We start from the raw sequence: 23,656 nt of genomic DNA, 5'->3' as shown, positions 1-23,656 counted from the left end.
CGCTATTTTTATGCAGCCAAGGTGTTGAGCCGATACTCAACCGGACTCATCCACCCAAGTTTTTCTTTTATTCTTTTCTCGTTGTAATATTTTATATATCTTTCAATAGCATCTTTAAGCTCTTCAAAGCTGTAATATGTAGTTCCATAATACATTTCCTGCTTTAATATTCCAAAGAAATTTTCCATCACAGAGTTATCATAACAATTTCCTTTCCGAGACATACTTTGAAATATTTTGTTTTCTTTAAGAACAGAGGAATATGCACCCATTTGATATGCCCAACCTCTGTCTGAATGGAATGTTCTTCTGTATGGGCAATCAGATGTTATTTCTATTGCTTGTTTCTGTGCCGATAAAACACTTGCCGCTGATGGAGTTTTGCTTATACCATAGCTTAACACTTCACCATTAAACATATCAAGAAATGGGTCTAAATACAATTTCTTAATTACCATTCGGCCTTTGTTGTCAATCTCATAATACTTAAATTCGGTCGTGTCAGTAGTTATCTTTTGATGCGGTACAGATGTATTAAATCGCCTGTTAATTCTGTTTGGTGCTATTTTACCAACATTGCCTTTGTACGAATTATATCTGCGACTTTTTCGAGTAAATGATGTGACCTGGAAACATAATTTTTGCATGATTCTTTGAACTTTCTTTTTATTCACAAAAATCTTTCTGTTTCGTAATTCTCTATATACCCGTCTGTAACCGTAATCCTTGTTTTCTATATGGATTTTAGTGATTTCATCCTCCAACTGTTTATCAGGATTTTCTCTGTCAAATCGTTTTTGCCAATACATATATGTTGCCTTTGGAAAACCGACTACTGCGAGAATGTCTTTTAATTTGAACTGTCCTCGGAGACTGTGGACAATTCTCGCTGTTTTTTCAGAAGAGTTTCCTCCTCTAAACGCAGTCTCCTCAATTCTTTTAAATATGCATTTTCTATTCTAAGTTTAAGTAGTTCGTCTTCAAGTTCTTTGACATGCTCGGCACTTGTATCCACGGGTTTTTCTCCGTCATATTTAGAAGGCTTTTTACATTCTCTTATATCCAATGTTTTCTTACGACCTTTCTTTTTAGGTCTCAAAGCATCAGGTCCGGCAATTCTGAAATCATTGACCCATTTTACAATCAATGATGGATTACTAATTCCTTGTGATAGTGCTAATTCCTGATATGAGACCTCACTTGATAGATACAATTCTACCATAGAAAGCTTAAATTGAAAAGTATATTTCTTATTTTGTCTCGAACGCATTAACCCTTCTTCACCAAATTCTCTGTATGCGTGTACCCATTCTTCAATTCTCCTCTTTGCAGGAATGTTATATTTACTTGCTAAATATCTATACCCACCTTCAGCATTTAGATATGCCTGCACAACCTCCATTTTAAATTCAAAACTATATTTTGCCATGAAAAAACCGACCTCCCAATAGTTAGATTTTTGGTCTAACTTTTGGGGGTCGGTTCAAAGCAGTCCCTTTAATGATTATTTGCCGTTGTTGTTTGCGTCATTACCGCCTACGGCGTCACTTACACCCTCAGCAACATCGGCTGCTGCATCACCGACACCTTCGACAACGTCGCCTGCCGCGTCACCGACGTCTTTAACTGCGTCGCCTGCCGCATTACCTGCGTTATCTACATCGTTTGAAACATTGTTATTGTCATTTTTATTTTCATTATTTGTATTTACCGTTGATTCCGGTGATGGTGAAGTATTGTCATTTGTATTATTCATACCGCATGATGTAAGCATTGCGGCAGCCATAAATGATAATAAAATTAATTTTATACCTTTCATTTTTATGCCTCCATTATTTATTAATATAACCTTAGTATTGTCATTATTTTTGATTTTATAAGTTTATTAATAAAAAATTCATATTTTTTTTGGAACAAAAGTGATGTTGTATACGTCTAATAAATTGCAAACAGATAAATGCAAATAATTTTAAAGGAGATTATAAAAATGAAAAAAAATCTAATCGCAATAATTGCACTAACAGCAGCACTTGCTGCAAGTACATCTGCTTTTGCAGACACAGTACAAATTTCAGAAGAAGAACTTAATAAGCCTGTTTCGACATATGCACCTGATGCTATGCCGACACCGGAAATTCAAGGCGACATTATGGTTTTGAACGGTGAAGAAACAGACGTAGCAGCACCTGTTGAAACTGCAAGCTATATTTCTGTAGACGTAACAGTTGTAAAAACAGACATCGACGTTGACGGAATTATCAAAACAACAACAGACGTTAATAACAAGGACGATCAAAACAATACTGTAAATCTAAAGATTACAGATGATACACTTGTATATGACAATTTGGGTAATAAAAAGGCTCTAAGTGATTTGACTGATGGTTCAAAAATCACTGTATTTACAGGCTCATATGAACCGACTCCGCTTATTCTTCCTGTTCAGTACACAGCAAATGTAATTATCATCAACGGTGACAAAGAAGGTAATGTAAATGTAGATACATACCTTGCTGATGAAGAAGGATATACAAATGCCGCAAATAATTTGAACATTGCAGCAGCTGACGATACAAAGATTGTTGATAAGGACGAAAAAGAATATAAGGGTGATTTGGATAAGAATGACCTTATTGTATTCTACGGTGCGTCAACAAAGAGTATCCCTGCTCAAACAACACCTACAAAGGTTGTAGTTCTTGGTGAAAACGAATTTGCTCTAAAGCAGATTGAAGCTGCTAAAAATGCTACTCCGGCTCCTACAGCTGCACCTGAAGTAACAGAAGCTCCGCAAGTAAGCTATGCAGGTCTTGTAAATGTTGTAATCGGTGATAAGAATGTTTCAGATGTATATGCAAAGGATAATACAACAATGGTTCCTCTAAGAGAAGTTGCAGAAGCCGCAGGTTTCACAGTAACTTGGGATGCAGAAAACAGAGCAGTTATTCTTAATGACGGTGTTTACAGTCTAAAGATTGGCGAAAACAGCTATGTTAAGGGTAAGATGATGCCACTAACACTAAGTGCCGCACCTGAAATTGTTAATGATTTGACATATGTTCCTGCTGAATTTTTCGCAGAAGTAACAGAATCAGCTACAGTTGACGGTACATCACTTGTCGTAACAGCTGAATAATTTTTGAAAATATAAAAAAGATGTTCGTGAGAACATCTTTTTTTGTTTTATTAATTGTTTTTTCATAATAAAATCCTTTCTCTCTATATGTATTTTTGCTGCAAATGACGGTTTGCACCCCGCTTCTCCTTTCCGTCAATATTTCCACATATTAAAAAATGCGTGGTATAAAATTCTATACCACGCATAAAAACGAGGCTTAGAATTTGTTACCACACATTTTCTGATATATGAAAAACTTTAATTTTGCAGCGAAAATAACAGTATCTCAATATATAAAGCCTGCGTTTTATACAAACACAAACTGTTATTATATGTACTGCAAAAAAGGAATATTCCTAAAATTGAATACTCTGAATAAAGTTATAAAAATGTAAAGTTATATATATCATATAACAGAAAAAATGTGGTATTTTTATTATATCATATTTTGAATATAAATCAACAATTATTTATAGAATATATAGAAAAAAGGTAATTTGAAATAAAATAATATTGACATTGATTAATATTTTTGATAAAATACAAGTAGATAAAAGAGTGACTTAACGGTTGTTCTGCTAAATTTTATGTTTTTTTATGTAGATGAAATTAATCTACCAAAGTCGCCTATTGTATCAGAATGGGCGGCTTTATTTTTTTATCATATACACAAGCAAAAATACAATTACTAAGGCAAATGTAAATTCACTCATTATATTTGTTCCTTTCCCGTAAGTCAGAACAACCGCCCGGTCACTCTAATACTACAAGGGATTAAATTGCTAATCCACTAAAAATTATAACATATGATTAATCTTACAGTCAACAATAATACAAATTTGAAATAATATTGAAAACAAAAAGCCCCCAAACAAAGCTATATAGCCAAATTCGGGGACAATTCCTTGGAGCTAACGAGCGGAGTCGAACCGCCGACCTCTTCATTACCAATGAAGTGCTCTGCCTACTGAGCTACGTCAGCATTATTACAATACTGTATAAAATGCGTTACACACATATTTCATCTGTGTTTTAGTAACTATATTATTATATTATACAAAAAAGAGTTTGTCAATACAAAAACATTAAAAAAAGGAGATTGAATTTCAATCTCCTTTACATCTTATCACGCATTATTTCTTCAAGTTCATCATAATTAATATTATTATCATCATAAACGCTCAAATCTTTTTGAGATTTATTTTTTGTTTTAAAATCTTCGTGGTCTTTCTTTGCGTCGGCAACATTATGAATATTAAGTTCGTGCCAACGTTTTAAAATTGAGTTGATATATGGAAACGAGAGTTTTGTTGTTTGCATAATGCAATACTCATATGCAAGTTCAACCATATCTTCATCCATCAAAAATTTATCGTGCCACGTTTTTAGATAAGTTTCTTCTGTTTTTGAAAGGTTTCTGTTTTCAATACCGAAAAGCTTTCTGATTTTATAAGAGTAGCCGTTTTTCTCTTTTTCTGCGGTTATGAATTTATCGGCAGCGTCTATAGTGAATATACCGTTTTTATTCCACGATATAGCTACTTTTTCGATATAGTTCATATTTTTTTTTCCGTTTGAAACACAGTATTCAAGCAATATTGTTATAACCTCCGGTGAAAGCTGAAGTTCATCATAAAAATAATAAAGTGTTTCAATTTCACTGTTTGTAAGTGTTTTACCGAGTATTTCCTGTGCAAGTAAGCATAAATCGGCAAGTTCTTTATTTTGAGTCATAGCATTTGAAACTTGGTCTATACTCTTTTTACTTGGACTGCTTTCTGTATTTTGAATAGGCTCGGCTTGTCTTGTGGGAATGCTTACGTTGATATTTTCTTCTTTAGCAGAAAAACTGATATTTCCGCTGTCTTTATCATATTTTAAAGCACCTTTTTTATTCCAATAGTCAAATGCGTTTATAACGTCGCTTTCAAGCAAATTAAGCTGACTTGCAATACTGCTTGCGGACATTTCATATCCGTAAACCGCAAGAGACAGTGCAAGCAGGTATACTTTAACATAAGCACCGTTTGCCTCAGGCATATAATTTTCTATAAAATCCACCGATACGGGGATATAATCAATATTACAACTAAATTTAAGCATAACTAAAAATCTCTCCATATAAGTTATTTGGGCTGATGAAAAACTGTCACCGGCCTTATTTATATATTATATATCAGTTTGGGTCAAAATGCAAAGATTTATGAAAAAAATTCTAAAATAATACGGTATGCCCCTTGACATACCGTATTATTTGTGATAATATAATAAACTGTATCTTAGACTTAAAATCGGGATACTATCCAATAAATTTCACATTATCATTGTATGTATTATAGCATGAATATATACAAAATGCAACCCCAATTTTTTGGAGAGAAATTTAGGATAAAAGGAAAAATACTTAAACTACTATTATGATGATGAGGTGATTTAAGAAAATGGTGCATGAAGTAGAAGTAGGAAAAAATGTGCGTCTAAGCTATTCAAAAATTAAAGAAGTTTTGGATATGCCTAATCTTATAGAGGTACAGAAAGACTCCTATAAGTGGTTTCTTGAAGAAGGTCTAAAGGAAATATTCCACGATATTTCTCCTATAACAGACCACGCCGGTAAGCTTGTACTTGAATTTTTTGATTACAGATTGGATTACAATTCAAAGTACAGCGTTGAAGAATGTAAGGAAAGGGATACAAAGTATGCCGCTCCTTTGAGAGTAAGCGTAAGACTTATCAACACTGAAACAGGCGAAATCAAGGAACAGGAAATATTTATGGGTGATTTCCCTCTAATGACAGAGCAGGGAACATTCGTTATTAACGGTGCTGAACGTGTAATCGTCAGCCAGCTTGTACGTTCACCGGGTATTTATTACGAATTTGAACGTGATAAGACAGGTAAACCGCTTTACAGTTCAACAGTTATTCCTTACAGAGGTGCATGGCTTGAATATGAAACAGATTCAAACGACGTTTTCTCGGTAAGAATAGACAGAACAAGAAAACTGCCGGTAACAGTTCTTTTAAGAGCAATGGGACTTGGTTCAAATGCCGAAATACTTGACGTATTCGGTGAGGATATAAGACTTCTTGCAACATTTGAAAAAGATACTACGGAATCAAGAGAAGAAGGACTTCTTGAAATTTATAAAAGACTTCGTCCGGGTGAACCTCTTAACGTAGAAAATGCAGAATCACTTATAATGAATATGTTCTTCGATCCGAGAAGATATGATCTTGCTAAGGTCGGAAGATATAAATTTAATAAAAAGCTTGCTATTTCGGCAAGAATTAAAGGCAAAACACTTGCAGAACCTGTTGCAGACCCGAGAACAGGCGAAATAATCGCTAATGAGGGTGACGCAATAAGTGCGGATTTGGCTATGCAAATCGAAAGAGCAGGTGTAAATCAGGTTGAATTGTTTGTTGAAGGTAAAAAGGTAAGAGTATTCTCTAACAATATGGTTTACCTTGACGAGTATGTTGACTTTGAAGTTGAAGATTTTCCTGTTAAAAAGGTTAGAAAAGCAATTATTGAAGAAATACTTGAAAATGCCGAAACAGAAGATGAAATCAAGGAACAGCTATGGGCAAGAATTGATGAACTTGCTCCTAAGCATATAATTATCGACGATATGTTTGCGTCTGTAAACTATTGTCTAAACCTTGCTAACGGCATAGGTAATGTTGATGACATCGACCACCTTGGAAACAGACGTGTTCGTTGTGTTGGTGAACTTCTTCAAAACCAATTCAGAATTGGTCTTGCTCGTATGGAAAGAACAGTAAGAGAAAGAATGTCAACACAGGAACTTGAAATTATAACACCTACATCATTAATTAATATAAGACCGATAATTGCGACAATAAACGAATTTTTCGGTTCATCACAGTTGTCACAGTTTATGGACCAGAACAACCCTCTTGCCGAACTTCGTCATAAGAGAAGAATTTCAGCACTTGGTCCGGGCGGTCTTTCAAGAGAAAGAGCCGGATTTGAAGTTCGTGATATTCACTATTCTCACTACGGCAGAATGTGTCCTATCGAAACTCCTGAAGGTCCTAACATCGGTTTGATTACATCACTTGCAACATTCGCAAAGATTAATCAATACGGATTTATTGAGGCACCTTACAGAAAAGTTGATAAGGAAACAGGTCGTGTAACAGATGAAATCGTTTATATGACAGCCGATACCGAAGATGAATTTGTAATCGCGCAGGCGAACGAACCTCTTGATGAGGAAGGACGTTTTATAGATAAAAAGGTTTCTGCCCGTTATAGAGATGAAATCTTGGAAGTACCGGGTTCAAGAATTGACTATATGGATATTTCGCCGAGACAGCTTGTATCGGTTGTTACGGCTTGTATCCCATTCCTTGAAAACGATGACGCTAACAGAGCACTTATGGGTTCTAACATGCAGTGTCAGGCAGTGCCTCTTTTGACAACGGATTCTCCTATCGTCGGTACAGGTATCGAACATAAGATAGCTAAAGACTCCGGTAGTGCCGTACTTACAAAGGAAGACGGTGTAGTTGAAAAAGTTGCCGCAGACCAAATCGTAATTAAGGGTGACAGCGGTATCAGACATACGCACAAACTTATTAAGTTTGCACGTTCAAACCAAAGCTGTTGTATCAACTACAGACCTATCGTTAAAGAGGGCGAAAGAGTTAAGAAAAACGACATAATCGCCGACGGTCCTGCTATGGATAACGGTGAACTTGCACTAGGTAAGAATATTCTTATCGGTTTTATGACTTGGGAAGGTTATAACTACGAGGACGCTGTTCTTATCAGTGAAGAACTTGTTAAAAATGATGTGTTCACATCAATTCACGTTGAAGAATATGAATGTGAAGCACGTGATACAAAACTTGGTCCTGAAGAAATTACAAGAGATATTCCTAACGTATCGGAAGATACTCTAAAGGACCTTGACGAACAGGGTATTATCAGAATCGGTGCGGAAGTACACGCAGGTGATATTCTTGTCGGTAAAGTTACACCAAAGGGTGAAACAGAGCTTACAGCAGAAGAAAGACTTCTTCGTGCAATTTTCGGTGAAAAGGCAAGAGAAGTAAGAGATACATCACTTCGTGTTCCACACGGTGAACAGGGTATAATTATAGATGTTAAGAAGTTCACAAGAGAAAACGGCGATGAATTGTCACCGGGCGTAAATGAAGTTGTACGTTGTGTTATCGCTCAAAAGAGAAAGATTTCTGTCGGCGATAAGATGGCAGGCCGTCACGGTAATAAGGGTGTCGTTTCAAGAGTATTGCCGCAGGAAGATATGCCATTTCTTGAAGACGGTACACCACTACAAATCGTTCTTAACCCTTTGGGCGTGCCTTCTCGTATGAATATCGGTCAGGTGCTTGAAATGCACTTGGGCTACGCATACAGATGTCTAAGCTTAAAGACTCGTGAACAGCTTGAAAATACAATTATTGACGATAATTTCAGACAAAATATAATTGACGCTAAGTCAAAGGCAAGAGAAGGAAGATTTATTAAACTTGCAACTCCTGTATTTGACGGTGCACAGGACGAAGATATAAAACTTGCATTTAAAGAAGCAGGTTTAAGACCTGACTTTAAGTCAGTCGTATATGACGGACGTACGGGTGAAAAGTTTGATAACCCTGTTACAGTCGGTGTCATGTATTACTTGAAACTTCACCATCTTGTTGATGATAAGATTCACGCACGTTCAACAGGTCCTTACTCACTTGTTACTCAACAGCCTTTGGGCGGTAAAGCTCAGTTCGGCGGTCAGCGTTTCGGTGAAATGGAAGTTTGGGCTTTGGAGGCTTACGGTGCCGCTTATACATTGCAGGAAATCCTGACAGTTAAATCTGACGATATTGTCGGTCGTGTTAAGACATACGAGGCAATCGTTAAGGGTGAAAATATTCCTAAGTCAGGTATTCCTGAATCATTTAAGGTACTTGTTAAGGAACTTCAGTCACTTGCACTTGATATTAAGATTCTTAATCATAATATGGAAGAAATCGACCTTGACGCATCATTTGAAGATGAGGACGAAGGTGTTGTAAGCGAAGAACTTGTACAAACAATGGAGGACAAGGACGGAATTACAGATACTTTTGATGAAGATGATCTTAATGATGCAAGTATGGTTTTGGATGATTCAGACGAAAATGATTTCGGCGTTGATGATTCTGATGATATTGATTTCGGCGATGACGACGAAATATAATCATGACGTGTGAATAGACTATGGAGGTTTTTAGATGTTAGAATTTAACAGCTTTGAGGCAATTAAAATCGGTTTAGCTTCTCCCGAGACAATACTAAGTTGGTCACACGGTGAAGTTTTAAAGCCTGAAACCATAAACTACCGTACTCTTAAGCCTGAAAAGGACGGATTATTCTGTGAAAAGATTTTCGGTCCTACAAAGGATTGGGAGTGTCACTGTGGTAAATATAAGAAAATCAGATTTAAAGGAAAGGTCTGCGAACGCTGCGGAGTTGAAGTAACAAAAGCAAAAGTAAGACGTGAAAGAATGGGACATATTGCTCTTGCAACTCCTGTTTCACATATTTGGTATTTCAAAGGCGTTCCGTCATCAATGGGACTTATCATTGACCTTTCTCCAAGACAGCTTGAAAAGGTACTTTACTTTGCATCATATATTGTAACTGATCCGGGTACTTCAAACCTTATGCAAAATCAGATTCTTTCAGAGGCTGAATATCGTGAGGCATATGAAAAGTACGGCGATAAGTTCAAAGCAGGTATGGGTGCAGAGGCTATCAAGACTTTGCTTGAAAGAATTGATCTTGAAGAACTTTCAAGAGAATTAAAGGAAGAGCTTGACGCTACACAAGGACAAAAGAAAGCAAGAATTATTAAAAGACTTGAAATTGTAGAGGCATTCAGACTTTCGGGTAACAGACCTGAATGGATGATTATGACTGTTATTCCGGTAATTCCGCCGGAACTTAGACCTATGGTACAGCTTGACGGCGGACGTTTTGCAACGTCTGACCTTAATGACCTTTACAGAAGAGTTATAAACAGAAACAATCGTTTAAAAAGACTTCTTGAACTTGGTGCTCCTGATATTATTATCAGAAACGAAAAACGTATGTTACAAGAGGCTGTTGACGCACTTATCAATAACGGTCGTCGCGGAAGAACTGTAACAGGACCGGGTAACAGACCGCTAAAATCACTTTCGGATATGCTTAAAGGTAAGCAGGGACGTTTCCGTCAAAACTTGCTTGGTAAGCGTGTTGACTACTCAGGTCGTAGCGTTATCGTTGTAGGTCCGGAAATGAAGATTTATCAGTGCGGTGTGCCAAAGGAAATGGCTATCGAATTGTTTAAGCCTTTCGTAATGAAAGAACTTGTATCTCGCGGACTTGCACATAATATAAAGAGTGCAAAGAGAATGGTTGAGAGAACAAAGCCGGAGGTTTGGGACGTTCTTGAGGATGTAATTAAGGAGCATCCTGTACTTCTAAACCGTGCGCCTACACTTCACAGACTTGGTATTCAAGCATTTGAGCCAAAACTTGTTGAAGGACGTGCTCTAAAACTTCATCCGCTTGTATGTACGGCTTATAACGCCGACTTCGACGGTGACCAGATGGCTATCCACGTTCCTCTTTCACCGGAGGCACAGGCCGAGGCACGTTTCCTAATGCTTTCAGCAAATAACTTGCTTAAACCGCAGGATGGACACCCTGTAACAGTTCCTACACAGGATATGATTTTGGGTTCTTACTACTTGACAATTCAAAAGGAACATTATGACAGAATTATTGATACAATTCTTGATGATGAATCTAAAATAAATGTATTAATCGAAAGACTTTCTGATATGGAACAGGAAGAAAACGTTGTTATATACAATGAAGAAGAACCAATCAAGAGCTTTACTGATGTAAGAGAGGCTCTTAAATATATGAGAGAGTTGCCGGAAGTTGCAATGAATGAAACAGAAATTCACGCAAATCCTGTAACTTTGGTATTACCAAATAAATCACTTCAAATTTCACTAAAGAAATTAATAAGTGAGGCTAAGAAGCTTGTAATAAAGAAGTATACTACATTTGACGAGGCACTTCTTGCTTATTATAATCACGAAGTAACTCTACACGAAAGAATTCTTGTTGAAGTTACAAAGAAGATTAACGGAGTAGAAAAGTCAAAACTTATCGGTACAACTGTCGGTAGAATTATATTCAATAATAATATTCCTCAGCATATCGGTTATATTGACAGATCAAATCCTGAAAATGAATTTGACCTTGAAATCGACTTTGTTGTAGGTAAGAAACAGCTTGGTAAAATTATTGATAAGTGTATCAGAGTTTGCGGTACTTCAGAAACAGCCGAAGTGCTTGATAAGATTAAGGCTACAGGTTATAAGTATTCTACAAGAGGTGCTATAACTGTTGCCGTATCAGATATCGAAGTTCCTGAAAAGAAAAAAGTTATCCTTGCTGACGCTGAAAAGCAAGTCGAAGGAATTATGCAGAAGTATCAGATGGGTCTTCTTACAAATGAAGAACGTTATCAACAGACAATTAAAATTTGGGCAAAGGCTTCATCTGATGTCACAGACGCCATGATGGAACACCTTGGTGAGTTCAATCCAATCTTTATGATGGCTGACTCAGGTGCCCGTGGTAGCGTTAACCAAATTCGTCAGCTTGCAGCTATGCGTGGACTTATGGCGGATACACAGGGTAGAACAGTCGAAATTCCTATCCGTGCTAACTTCCGAGAAGGTCTTAACGTACTTGAATACTTTATTTCATCACACGGTGCGCGTAAAGGTCTTACAGATACGGCTCTTAGAACAGCCGACTCAGGTTATCTTACTCGTCGTCTTGTTGACGTATCACAGGATGTTATCGTTCGTGAAATCGACTGCGGTACTGATGAAGGTGAATGGGTAACTGAAATCACTGACGGTAAAGAAAGTATCGAACCGCTATATGACCGTATCGTCGGCCGTACAGCTATGCAGGATGTTATTCACCCTGAAACAGGCGAAGTTCTTGCAAAGAACGGTGAACTTATAACAGACGTACAGGCTAATAATATTGTTAATGCCGGTATCGAAAAAGTATATATCAGAAGCGTACTTACTTGTAAGTCAAAAATCGGTGTTTGTGCTAAATGTTACGGTACAAACCTTGCTACAGGTGAACTTGTTAATGTCGGTGAGGCAGTTGGTATTATTGCCGCACAGTCAATCGGTGAACCGGGTACACAGCTTACAATGCGTACTTTCCACGCCGGCGGTGTTGCGTCGGGTAGCGATATTACACAGGGTCTTCCTCGTGTCGAGGAACTTTTCGAGGCAAGACGTCCGAAGGGTCTTGCTATAATCTCAGAAATCGGCGGTACAATTACTGTAACAGAATCAAAGCGTAAGAGAGAAGTTACAGTTGCCAATGACCAGACAGGTGAGGCTAAGACTTATACAATTCCATACGGTTCAAGTATTAAAGTTCATGACGGTGATGTTATTGAGGCGGGTGACGAACTTACAATGGGTTCTGTAAATCCTAATGATATTCTTCATATCAGAGGTCCTCATGCCGTTCAGGTTTATATCGCGCGTGAAGTTCAGAGAACATACCGTATGCAGGGTGTTGACATCAACGATAAGCACGTCGAAGTTATCACACGTCAAATGTTGCGTAAGGTTAGAGTTGAAGAGGCAGGCGAAACTGATCTTCTTATCGGTTCACTTGTTGATAAGTTTGAACTTGAAGAGGCAAACGAGAGAGTTAAGGAAAAGGGCGGTACTGAATTTGCAACTGCATCTCCTGTACTTCTTGGTATCACTAAGGCTTCTCTTGCAACCGAATCATTCCTTTCAGCCGCATCATTCCAGGAAACTACAAAGGTTCTTACAGATGCAGCTATTAAGGGTAAGGTTGACCCGCTTCTTGGTCTAAAGGAAAATGTTATCATCGGTAAACTTATTCCTGCCGGTACAGGTATGAGTATGTATAAAGATATTAATATTACTATCGACGGCGAAGAAGTTGACAACGAAGAAATAGAATAAAATAATTATGAACTGCTGTGAATTTTCACAGCAGTTCATTTTGTTTAAAAAAATTATATATAAAACTGATATAAATAGGCTGCTTTTTGTGCAAAAGGAAGAATTAATCATTAAAATGATATAAATTTAACATATAGGCTTGTATATTTTATAAATTTGATGTAAAATATATATAAATGGGCATATACTATGCTCACTCAAAGATAAAAAAATATATATATTTTTTAGGAGGAATTTAAAATGGCAGTTAAAGTTGCGATTAACGGATTCGGACGTATTGGACGTCTTGCATTCAGACAGATGTTCGGCGCAGAGGGTTATGAAGTTGTTGCTATCAACGACCTTACAAGCCCAAAGATGCTTGCTCATCTACTAAAGTATGATTCATCACAAGGTAAGTATGAAAAGGCTGATACAGTTTCAGCAGGTGAAGATTCAATCACAGTTGATGGTAAGGAAATCAAAATCTACGCTTTCCCTGATGCAAATAATTGTCCATGGGGCGACCTTGACGTAGACGTAGTTCTTGAATGCTCAGGTTTCTATACATCAAAGGAAAAGGCTCAGGCTCATATCAATGCCGGTGCTAAGAAAGTTGTTATTTCAGCTCCTGCTGGCAACGACCTACCAACAATCGTTTACAACGTAAACCACGAAACACTAAAGAAGGGCGACAACATCATTTCAGCTGCTTCTTGTACAACAAACTGCTTGGCTCCTATGGCAGACGCACTTAACAAGTACGCTCCAATTCAGTCAGGTATCATGTGCACAATTCACGCTTACACAGGTGACCAAATGACTCTTGACGGTCCTCAAAGAAAGGGTGACCTAAGAAGATCAAGAGCTGCTGCTGTAAACATCGTTCCTAACTCAACAGGTGCTGCAAAGGCTATCGGTCTTGTTATTCCTGAACTAAACGGTAAGCTTATCGGCTCAGCTCAGAGAGTTCCAACTCCAACAGGTTCAACAACAATCCTTACAGCTGTTGTTAAGGGTGACGTTACAGTTGACGGTATCAACGCTGCTATGAAGGCTGCTTCAAACGAATCATTCGGTTACAACACAGATGAAATCGTTTCATCAGATATCGTTGGTATGAGATACGGTTCACTATTTGATTCAACACAAACAATGGTTGCTGAAATTGGTGACGGTCTTTATGAAGTACAAGTTGTTTCATGGTATGATAACGAAAACTCATACACATCACAGATGGTTAGAACAATTAAGTATTTCTCAGAAAATTGCTAATCACAATTTGAACTTTTTTAAACAACTGCCTTTATGGCAGTTGTTTTTTTATGCTTGAAATTTTCACAAAATTTCGTAGGGGCGATCATAGGTCGCCCTCTTATGCTTTAAGTTTGTCAAAAATAGTTTTATCACATACAAAACATCGTAGCGGAGATCATTGACCGCCACTTTTTTGTCTTTTATATTGACACGAATTAAAATTTAATTTATACTATTGTTATAGTAAAAAAGAAAAAGGGGATAAGTATGAGATTGCCTGAAAAATTTGAGGACAGAATGAAAAAAATGCTCGGAGATGAGTATGATGATTTTATAAAATCAATGGACGAAACTCCGATATTTACGGGAATACGCATAAATACATCAAAAGTCGGTGCAAAAGACGCAGTAATTAAGGAATTTGGTGAACTTCAGAATGTACCTTGGTGCAACGACGGATTTTATGCGGATAAGTCTAAAATTTCAGGTAATCACCCTTATCACCTTGCGGGACTTTTTTATTTTCAGGAGCCGTCCGCGATGTCAACCGTATCGGCTTTGAATATTGAAAGTGACGATTATGTGCTTGATTTGTGTGCCGCACCCGGCGGTAAGGCTACTCAGGCAGGTGCTTTTATCGACAAAAACGGATTGCTTGTAGCAAATGAAATTGTAAAAAATCGTGCAAATATATTGTCAGACAATATAGACAGATTTGGTTTGACTAATGCAGTAGTCACCAATGAAACACCTCAAAGGCTGGCTGAAAAATATGTGCATTTTTTTGATAAGATTATAGTTGACGCACCATGCAGCGGTGAGGGAATGTTCAGAAAAGAGCCGCAGGCAGTGGACGAATGGAGTGTTGAACATACGGTTTCGTGCGGTGTAAGACAGAAACATATACTTGATTGTGCAATGAAAATGCTTAAAGGCGGAGGATATATTGTGTATTCAACGTGCACGTTTGCACCGGAGGAAAATGAGCAGGTGTGTGCGTATATGCTTGAAAATTATAATGTGGAACTTGTAGAACCGAATAATCTTGATATGCTGTCTAAAGGCAGAGGAGAGTGGTCAAATTCCGATTATGATATGAGTAAAACACGAAGAATTTTCCCACATAAAAATAACGGCGAGGGACATTTTGTTGCACTGTTTCACAGCTTGTACAATTACGAAAGTGAAGTAAGTAAGCCTAAAAAAACAAGTATGACGGACGCCGAAAAGGTGTACAGACAATTTGAAAAAGAGTTTTTGAATACAGAACTTGACGGTGAATTTTGTCTGTTCGGAGAACAGCTTTACCTGAAACCGAAATGTATTGACGTTGATAAAATTAAGGTTGTCAGAAACGGTCTTAATCTCGGAATATATCGTAAAAACAGATTTGAGCCGTCATACGCACTTTGTCTGGCACTTAAAAAAGAAGATTTTAAGAATACCGTTGATTTTGAATGTGACAGTGAAGAACTTAAAAAGTATCTTATGGGTAATACAGTCGAATGTGATAAAAAAGGTTGGTGTGCCGTAACTGTAAACGGTTATCCGATAGGTTGGGGAAAAGCGTCAAACGGAATACTGAAAAATCATTTTCCTAAATATTTGAGATTGAAAAGATAGGGAGAAAAATTATGAATTTGTTTGAATCTGAACGTAAGGTTATGGACGTTTTGTGGCGTGAGGGCAGTATAACCGCAGGTGAAATTGCAAAAATACTGAATATTGATATTGGATGGAACAGAAACACTACATATACAGTGATAAATAAGTGCATAAAAAAGGGTTATATATCGCGTGGAGAGGATAAATTTCTTTGTACCCCTGTTATAACGAAAGATGAAGTAAAAAACGATGAATTGGAAGAATTGATGAAAAAATATTTTGATAATTCACCCGTAAAACTGTTTACTTCCGTTGTAAATCTGGCAGATAAACAGGAACTAAAGAAAATGAAGAAGATTATAAAAAATACCGCTAATCTTTAGATATTAGCGGTATTTTAATTTTTAATCTTTGATTAATTGATAAAATTCATTACGCAATTCGTGGTCGGTGTCAAAAAGACCGCGTATAGCACTTGTGCGTGTTTTAGCACCGCGAGCCTTGATACCGCGAGCTGTCATACAGCTATGCTCACCCTCAACAACAACGATTACGTCCTCAGTATCGCAAACCTTTTGGATAACTTCGGCAATATCCGAGCAGATACGTTCTTGAAGCTGAAGTCTTTTTGAAACCATATCGCATATGCGGGCAATCTTTGAAAGACCGATAACCTTGCCGTTCGGAATATATCCGACGTGGCAATGCATATTGTACATAAGTGCAAGGTGATGTTCACAGTGACTGAAAACTTCAATATCTTTAACGATTACAAGATCGTTTGAGTCAACCTCAAAGCACTTGTTAAACATTTCAGCGATTTCGTCATTGGTGTATCGCATACCCTCAAAAATTTCGTCATACATACGTGCAACGCGGTCGGGAGTATCCTTTAATCCCTCACGGTCGGGGTCGTCGCCAAGTTCTGTAAGAATTGTGCGTATAGCCTCTTTTATCTTTTCGTGATTAAATTCTTTTTTCATTTAAACACCTCTTTCTTCCGGATCCCAGATAACCTTGTGAAGTTGAATTTGAAATGTTGCGTCACAAAGCACAGGCTCTTTAAGCATTATATTGACAAGTTTTTGTGCGTCATACATTCCGTAAACCGCACCGAGATAAATATGCGGCATTTCGGTATAAACTTGTTTTAACTTCTTGACTATATCAATAGTCAAGTTCATATCTTCGTCAGAGCCTATAACGAATTTGATAACATCGCAAGGCCGTAGATTAATAAAATTATTCCAAATCATTTTGTCGGTCATACCGCTTGACGGAAGTTTGTAGTCGATAGTAAAAAACAAATTATCCGACTTTGGCACTTTGCCGAGAAAATCAACTATATCAACTGCGCCGTTCGTTTCAATATTAACATCACAGCCGATTTCGGTCAGTTTTGAAACAAGCTCCGCACTGTCGGTATGAACAAGAGGCTCACCGCCTGTAAGAGTGACACGCTTGTAAGTCATATTAACCTTTGAAATAATTTCATCAACAGTCATTTCAGTATATTCACATGGTGTTTCTTCACCAAACAGTGAATAAACCGTATCGCAGTACGAACAGCGTAGGTTACAGCCTGCAAGGCGTATAAATGTTGCACATTGTCCTGTTCGTATGCCCTCGCCGTCAATACTGTCAAAAATTTCGATTACTTTCATTTTGATTTTCCTTATAACAATTTTATTTTAACATCATCTTTGATGTAGCTTGCAATGTTGTCCTGACTTTCCTGTACGTCAACACGATAACAGAATGGTGCAAGCTCATCGCAAATGTATTTCGCCAAGTTTTCGGCAGTAGGATTGAACGGTACAACTTCATTAATAACCTTGTGGTCAAACTTGTCTTGAATTTTGCGTTTGATGTGTGTAAAATCAAGAACCATACCGTTTTTGTCAAGAGTTTCACTTTGAAGATATACGTCAATTATCCAGTTGTGACCATGAAAATTCGTGCATTTTGAGTCGTAGTCAAGGTCTAACTTGTGTGCCGCACTTATTTCAAATCTTTTCTTTACTTCGTACATTTTTTCATCTCCATATATTGTTCGTAACCGCGTCTTCTGAGCGTGCATGACGGACAGTGTCCGCAGCCTTCGCCGAGTACGCCGTTATAACAAGTAAGTGTTTCGTTGTAAATAGTGTCAAGTACACCCAAATCGTCAGCCATTTTCCAAGTTTCAGCCTTATTCAGCCACATAAGCGGTGTGTGGATAACAAAATTGTAATCCATAGCAAGATTGATTGTAACATTAAGAGATTTAACGAAAATATCACGACAATCCGGATAACCAGAAAAATCTGTTTCGCATACGCCTGTTACAAGGTCTGTTATGCCGTGAGTTTTTGCATATATAGCGGCATAGCTTAAAAACAATAAGTTTCTGCCCTCAACAAATGTATTCGGCGGTGCACCCTCCGGCTTTGTTTCCTCAACGGGAATATCTTCACGAGTAAGTGAATTTGCGGAAAGCTGATTTATAATAGGCGTCGGAACGATTTCATAAGGAATACCGACTTTTTTACAAATCTTGTCTGCACATTCAAGCTCAAGCTTGTGACGCTGACCGTAGTCAAAACCTATTGCAGATACATTTTCTTTACCAAATTTGTCTATTGCCCAGAACAGACAAGTTGTACTGTCCTGACCGCCCGATAAAACAACAAGTGCTTTTCTGTTTTTCATTTTAATCCTCCATTTATTTTAAGCTGTCAAACAATCTGTTTTCAGCGATTTTTTCATATTTAGTACCCGGTTGACCGTAGTTTGCAAACGGATAAATAGATATGCCGCCGCGCGGCGTGAAAATACCTTTAACTTCAAGATATTTCGGCTCCATAAGTTTAACAAGGTCTTTCATTATAATATTGATACAGTCCTCGTGAAAATCACCTTGATTTCTGAAACTGAAAAGATACAGCTTTAATGATTTTGATTCAACCATTTTCACGTTTGGAATATAGTTGATGGTGATTTTTGCAAAATCCGGCTGACCTGTAATCGGACAAAGCGACGTAAATTCTGGACAATCGAATGTTACCATATAATCGTTGCCTTGGTGCTTGTTTACGAATGTTTCAAGTACCTCCGGTGCGTATGTGTCCTTGTAGACTGTTTTTTTGTTACCTAAAAGTGATAAACCCTCTGTTTCTTCTTTGTTTCTCGGCATAATAAACTCCTTTTATTCCATTAACCATTTCATTTTTTGAGAGGTTGCGTGAGTCATAATTTCTTCAAGCTTTTCTCTGTCACTGTTTTCGACCGCTTCGGCAATCTTTCCGAGACTTGCCTGCATTTCGTGTATTCTGTTTACAAGCTGTTCCTTATTTTCAACGAAAAGTTCACTCCACATTTGAGCGTTTATAATCGCGACTCTCGTACAGTCACGCAAACTGCCCGCACTGAAAAACGTTGAACGCTCAATCATAGGATTGTCGCAAAGAGCAACGGCTACAACGTGCATAAGCTGACTTGTGTATGCGATTACCGCGTCATGTTCTTCCGGTGTTGTTGTGACAACGTGCTTACAGCCGATATATTCGGCAAGCTCACGAATAAGAGCAATATTTTCGGGTTTGTTTTTCTTTGTCGGCGTAATCAGAAATGACGCTTTGTTGAAAAGTGTGTCTGTCGAACTTTGATAACCGCCGACTTCACGTCCTGCCATAGGATGTGCGCCGATAAAGTCCACATTGTCGGGAAGTATTTTAGACATTTCATCAATCATAAAACCCTTAACACCGGAAACGTCTGTTATAACCGCACCCGGTTTGATGTGCGACAAGTTGTTTTTAACCATATCGACATTAAGCTGCGGATAAAGACAAAGTATTATTAAATCCGCGTTATCCATTACTTCGCCTACGTCCGAACTTCCTTCGTCTATTGCACCGTCCTGCTTTGCAAGTAAGACAGTTTCTGCTGTTCGGTTGTATGCTGAAATTGTGCAGTTGTGAAAACCGCGAAGTCTGCGTGCGATTGAACCGCCGATTAAACCCAAACCAATTATTGCTACTTTCATTTATTTTCACTCCGTTCTACCATAATTCAAACTATATTTTATCACAAAATTCGCAAATTGTGAATATATATATTAAAATTTTATATTTTTACCTGTCGGCTATTGACGATATATATGTTGAAATGATAAAATATTAAATTGAATACTTATAATTTGAAATAGGAGATTAGTATGTGGAGTGCAGATAAATGGGAACAGTACAGACTTATAGACAGTGCTGACGGAGAAAAACTTGAATATTGGGGAGATTATCTTTTAAGACGTCCCGACCCACAGGCAGTCTGGAGTTTAAAATCTGATAAAAAACTTTGGAATAAGGCTGACGCTTGGTATCACCGTTCAAAATCGGGCGGCGGAAAGTGGGAGTACTTGAATAAGAAACTTCCCGAGCGTTGGACTGTTAATTATCGCAATTTGACTTTTAATATAAAGCCTATGGGCTTTAAGCATACGGGACTTTTTCCTGAACAAGCTGTAAATTGGGATTGGTTTTCAGAGCTTATAAAAAAGGCGGACAGACCTATAAGAGTACTTAACCTTTTTGCATATACAGGCGGTGCAACAGTTGCGGCACTTGAAGCAGGTGCGGAAGTTGTACACGTTGACGCGTCAAAGGGTATGGTAACTTGGGCGAAAGAAAATGTTGTGTCGTCGGGACTTGGCGACAGACCCGTAAGATATATTGTCGATGACGTTGTTAAATTCGTACAGCGTGAAAACAGACGCGGTCGTCAGTATGACGCAATAATTATGGATCCGCCGTCATACGGCAGAGGTCCGTCGGGTGAGGTTTGGAAGATTGAAAATGAACTTTATCCGTTAATTGAAGAATGTATGAAAATTCTTTCGGATAAACCGTTATTTTTCCTTATAAATTCATATACGACAGGTCTTAGCGCACAAGTGCTTATAAATGTACTCTCTATGACCGTAGGCAGAAAATACGGCGGTAAAATCACTGCCGATGAGATTGGACTTACGATGAAATCAAATAATCTTGTTTTGCCGTATGGAATTAGTGGACGCTGGCAGGAACACAGTACAAAATAAATTTAAAGGAACAAATTAAATGATAGAAACAAAAAATCTTTCTTTTATTTACCGTGAAGAAGATATGGAAAGCGGAGAGATAAAAGAGGAAAAAGTTTTAAAGGATATTAACATTGAAATAGAAAAAGGTTCTTTTACCGCCGTACTCGGTCACAACGGCAGCGGAAAATCAACTCTTGCAAAACATTTTAATGCTATACTTTTGCCGTCGGGCGGTAAGGTATATGTAAAGGGTATGGATACGGCTGACGAAAATAATATATTTAATATACGTCAGTCGGCAGGTATGGTTTTCCAAAATCCCGATAACCAAATGGTTGCGGCACTGGTTGAGGACGAGGTGGCGTTTGCACCCGAAAATCTCGGTGTTGAGCCTAAAGAGATACGCAGACGTGTTGACGAGTGTCTTGAAATAGTCAATATGACAAAGTATGCCCAAAGTTCACCGTCAAAGCTTTCGGGCGGTCAAAAACAGAGAGTGGCGATTGCGTCGGTGCTTGCAATGAATCCCGAAATACTTATACTTGACGAGCCGACAGCAATGCTTGACCCAAAAGGCAGAAGTGAAGTTATAAAGACGATAAAAATGCTTAACGAAGAAAAAGACATTACAGTTGTGCTTATAACTCATTATATGGACGAAGCGGCACAGGCGGACAGAACCGTTGTTATTGACGACGGTGAAATTGTGCTTGACGGTACGCCGAAAGAGGTATTTAAAAATGTTGAAAAATTAAAGTCACTCGGTCTTGATGTTCCGCAGGTTACGGAACTTGCGTATGAACTTCGTAAAATGGGGATAGAAATTTCAGATGATGTGCTGACGGTTGATGAGTGTTTTGATGAAATTATAAGAATTTTGGGAGAAACAAAAAGATGATAAAAGCAGAAAACGTTAATTATATATATCAGCAGGGAATGCCTTTTGAACGTCAAGCACTTTATGATGTGAATATTGAAATTGAGGACGGTTCGCTTGTTGCACTTATCGGTCATACAGGCAGCGGAAAATCAACGCTTATTCAGCACTTCAACGCACTTGTAAAACCGACTTCGGGCAAAATTATTATTAACGGTATTGACGTTACCGCTCCGAAAGCCGATTTAAGACTTGTCAGAAAAACAGTCGGACTTGTGTTTCAATATCCCGAACATCAGCTTTTTGAAGAAACTGTATATAAAGATATTGCATTCGGTCCTAAAAATATGGGATTCAGTGATGAAGAAATTGATAAAAGAGTAAGAGAAAGTGCCGCACTTGTCGGACTTAAAGAAAAGCATTTAACGCGTTCGCCGTTCGACTTGTCGGGCGGTCAAAAAAGACGGGTTGCAATAGCCGGTGTGCTTGCAATGAATCCGAAAGTGCTTATACTTGACGAGCCGACCGCGGGACTTGATCCGAAAGGCAGAGATGAAATACTTGCAACGATAAAAAAACTTCACGAAGAAAACAAAGAAATGATAATTATATTCGTTTCACATTCAATGGAGGACGTTGCAAAAACCGCCGAACGTGTAATCGTTATGAATGACGGACACGTTGAAATGCAGGGAACGGTTGCGGAGGTGTTCGCACAAGCGGAGCATTTGCAGAAAATCGGTCTTAATGTACCGCAAGTAACATTGCTTACCGATAAACTGCGACTTGCCGGTTATGATTTGCCCGAGCATATTTATACGGTAAAATATGCCGCGGATGCAATTAAAAAATTAATCGGAGGTGGCGGCAATGTTTAAAGATATAATAATAGGACAGTACGTTCCGGGTAATTCACCGCTCCATAAAATGAATCCGCCCGTAAAAATAATAATGACGATACTTTACATAGTATTGTTGTTCATTTTAAAAAATCCGATTTCATATGTCGTATTTACGATTTACACAATAACATTAATTCTTATAAGCGGTGTACCTTTTAAAATGATATTAAAAGGCTTAAAGCCAATGCTTTGGATATTTATTTTTACGGCGGTACTTAATGTGTTTATGACGCCGGGTGATACGGTGTGGGCACTGAAGATATTTAAGTTTACTTTAAAGATTACAAAAGAGGGTATCGAATCCGGTTCACTTATGGTTATAAGGCTTTTGTATCTTGTAATGGGAACGTCACTTCTTACGCTTACAACGTCACCTTTACAGCTTACGGACGGAATAGAAAAACTGTTAAAACCTTTCAATAAAATAAAGGTTCCGTCACACGAAATTGCAATGATGATGACTATTGCAATAAGATTTATTCCGACGCTTGCCGAAGAAACGGATAAGATTATGAAAGCACAAATGGCAAGAGGTGCGGACTTTGAAACAGGAAATATAATAAGACGTGCAAAGGCTATGATACCGCTTTTGGTACCGCTTTTTGTAAATGCGTTCAGACGTGCCGACGAGCTTGCAACGGCTATGGAGGCAAGGTGCTACAACGGCGGCAATAACCGTACAAAAATGAAAGAAACGCATATGACTAAAGTCGATTTGGGAGCAAGTATCGTATTTGTTTTGGCGGCTGCTCTTATTATGGCGGTAGAATTTTTAATTGAAATTTAGTAAT

At 37.9% G+C, this 23,656-nt stretch carries 19 protein-coding genes and 1 tRNA gene; 10 read left to right on the top strand and 10 right to left on the bottom strand.

Going from position 1 to position 23,656, the window contains the following annotated elements:
• Positions 1-8: 8 nt before the first annotated feature.
• Together ACSAMO_RS07980 and ACSAMO_RS07975 are read right to left on the bottom strand one after the other, a co-directional pair.
• Positions 9-1,429 (bottom strand): IS3 family transposase gene (locus tag ACSAMO_RS07980; protein ID WP_303693311.1). Its coding sequence is split into 2 segments (ribosomal slippage): positions 9-907 and positions 907-1,429, totalling 1,422 coding nucleotides; the frame shifts between segments, so codons are not numbered across the junction.
• A gap of 75 nt (positions 1,430-1,504) precedes the next feature.
• A complete protein-coding gene (locus ACSAMO_RS07975; protein WP_117968698.1) occupies positions 1,505-1,819 on the bottom strand; it encodes a hypothetical protein in 315 nt (104 codons plus the stop codon).
• A gap of 168 nt (positions 1,820-1,987) precedes the next feature.
• Between ACSAMO_RS07975 and ACSAMO_RS07970 the strand changes: the two genes are divergently transcribed.
• Positions 1,988-3,136 carry a copper amine oxidase N-terminal domain-containing protein gene (locus tag ACSAMO_RS07970; RefSeq protein WP_499209068.1) on the top strand — a complete coding sequence of 383 codons (1,149 nt, stop codon included), beginning with the start codon at positions 1,988-1,990 and terminating at the stop codon, positions 3,134-3,136.
• Between the two features lie 888 nt (positions 3,137-4,024).
• Here the strand turns inward: ACSAMO_RS07970 and ACSAMO_RS07965 are convergent.
• Together ACSAMO_RS07965 and ACSAMO_RS07960 are read right to left on the bottom strand one after the other, a co-directional pair.
• Positions 4,025-4,100, bottom strand: a tRNA-Thr gene (locus ACSAMO_RS07965).
• 134 nt (positions 4,101-4,234) lie between these two features.
• A complete protein-coding gene (locus tag ACSAMO_RS07960) occupies positions 4,235-5,221 on the bottom strand; it encodes a DnaD domain protein (RefSeq protein WP_499209067.1) in 987 nt (328 codons plus the stop codon).
• A gap of 338 nt (positions 5,222-5,559) precedes the next feature.
• Between ACSAMO_RS07960 and rpoB the strand changes: the two genes are divergently transcribed.
• The 5 genes from rpoB (at position 5,560) to ACSAMO_RS07935 (ending at position 16,410) form a co-directional block, all read left to right on the top strand.
• Complete coding sequence (rpoB, locus tag ACSAMO_RS07955; protein WP_499209066.1) at positions 5,560-9,348, top strand: DNA-directed RNA polymerase subunit beta; 3,789 nt, start codon at positions 5,560-5,562, stop codon at positions 9,346-9,348.
• A 34-nt stretch (positions 9,349-9,382) separates the two neighbouring features.
• Positions 9,383-13,186, top strand: a complete 3,804-nt coding sequence (rpoC, locus tag ACSAMO_RS07950; RefSeq protein WP_499209065.1) for a DNA-directed RNA polymerase subunit beta' — start codon at positions 9,383-9,385, stop codon at positions 13,184-13,186.
• Positions 13,187-13,426: 240 nt separating this feature from the next.
• The gene (gap, locus tag ACSAMO_RS07945; protein WP_022229272.1) at positions 13,427-14,440 is read left to right on the top strand and encodes a type I glyceraldehyde-3-phosphate dehydrogenase; all 1,014 of its coding nucleotides are present in this window, start codon (positions 13,427-13,429) and stop codon (positions 14,438-14,440) included.
• Positions 14,441-14,689: 249 nt separating this feature from the next.
• Positions 14,690-16,045 (top strand): RsmF rRNA methyltransferase first C-terminal domain-containing protein, encoded by a 1,356-nt coding sequence (locus ACSAMO_RS07940; RefSeq protein ID WP_499209064.1) that lies wholly within the window; start codon positions 14,690-14,692, stop codon positions 16,043-16,045.
• 11 nt (positions 16,046-16,056) lie between these two features.
• A complete protein-coding gene (locus tag ACSAMO_RS07935) occupies positions 16,057-16,410 on the top strand; it encodes a BlaI/MecI/CopY family transcriptional regulator (RefSeq protein WP_022229270.1) in 354 nt (117 codons plus the stop codon).
• 21 nt (positions 16,411-16,431) lie between these two features.
• Here ACSAMO_RS07935 and folE read toward each other — a convergent pair whose 3' ends face one another.
• Genes folE through ACSAMO_RS07905 form a run of 6 tightly spaced genes read right to left on the bottom strand, consistent with a single transcriptional unit; the run spans position 16,432 to position 20,054 of the window.
• Entirely contained in the window at positions 16,432-17,010 is a 579-nt protein-coding gene (folE, locus tag ACSAMO_RS07930) for a GTP cyclohydrolase I FolE (RefSeq protein WP_022229269.1), read from the bottom strand.
• A complete protein-coding gene (locus ACSAMO_RS07925) occupies positions 17,011-17,691 on the bottom strand; it encodes a radical SAM protein (RefSeq protein ID WP_147514783.1) in 681 nt (226 codons plus the stop codon). It abuts the gene before it with no gap.
• An 11-nt stretch (positions 17,692-17,702) separates the two neighbouring features.
• The gene (gene queD, locus ACSAMO_RS07920; RefSeq protein ID WP_022229267.1) at positions 17,703-18,059 is read right to left on the bottom strand and encodes a 6-carboxytetrahydropterin synthase QueD; all 357 of its coding nucleotides are present in this window, start codon (positions 18,057-18,059) and stop codon (positions 17,703-17,705) included.
• Positions 18,047-18,718, bottom strand: coding sequence for a 7-cyano-7-deazaguanine synthase QueC (gene queC, locus ACSAMO_RS07915; RefSeq protein WP_308457140.1), 672 nt, complete (start codon positions 18,716-18,718; stop codon positions 18,047-18,049). The genes queD and queC overlap by 13 nt, the downstream gene beginning before the upstream one ends.
• A gap of 13 nt (positions 18,719-18,731) precedes the next feature.
• Positions 18,732-19,202, bottom strand: coding sequence for a preQ(1) synthase (gene queF, locus ACSAMO_RS07910; protein ID WP_022229265.1), 471 nt, complete (start codon positions 19,200-19,202; stop codon positions 18,732-18,734).
• Between the two features lie 12 nt (positions 19,203-19,214).
• Positions 19,215-20,054: a prephenate dehydrogenase gene (locus tag ACSAMO_RS07905; protein ID WP_337870577.1), complete on the bottom strand. Its 840-nt coding sequence runs from the start codon at positions 20,052-20,054 to the stop codon at positions 19,215-19,217.
• Between the two features lie 171 nt (positions 20,055-20,225).
• Here ACSAMO_RS07905 and ACSAMO_RS07900 point away from each other — a divergent pair, with 171 nt between their 5' ends.
• The 4 genes from ACSAMO_RS07900 to ACSAMO_RS07885 are packed head-to-tail and all read left to right on the top strand — an operon-like array spanning position 20,226 to position 23,652.
• Complete coding sequence (locus ACSAMO_RS07900) at positions 20,226-21,104, top strand: class I SAM-dependent methyltransferase (RefSeq protein ID WP_499209063.1); 879 nt, start codon at positions 20,226-20,228, stop codon at positions 21,102-21,104.
• A 19-nt stretch (positions 21,105-21,123) separates the two neighbouring features.
• Complete coding sequence (locus tag ACSAMO_RS07895; protein WP_022229262.1) at positions 21,124-21,984, top strand: energy-coupling factor transporter ATPase; 861 nt, start codon at positions 21,124-21,126, stop codon at positions 21,982-21,984.
• Entirely contained in the window at positions 21,981-22,841 is an 861-nt protein-coding gene (locus tag ACSAMO_RS07890) for an energy-coupling factor transporter ATPase (RefSeq protein ID WP_022229261.1), read from the top strand. Before ACSAMO_RS07895 ends, ACSAMO_RS07890 begins: the two co-directional genes overlap by 4 nt.
• Positions 22,834-23,652 (top strand): energy-coupling factor transporter transmembrane component T family protein, encoded by an 819-nt coding sequence (locus ACSAMO_RS07885; protein WP_118446343.1) that lies wholly within the window; start codon positions 22,834-22,836, stop codon positions 23,650-23,652. Before ACSAMO_RS07890 ends, ACSAMO_RS07885 begins: the two co-directional genes overlap by 8 nt.
• The last annotated feature ends 4 nt before the right edge of the window (positions 23,653-23,656 follow it).

Source organism: Ructibacterium sp. SJQ-7, assembly GCF_054696575.1.
This window is presented reverse-complemented; position numbering and strand designations above follow the sequence as displayed.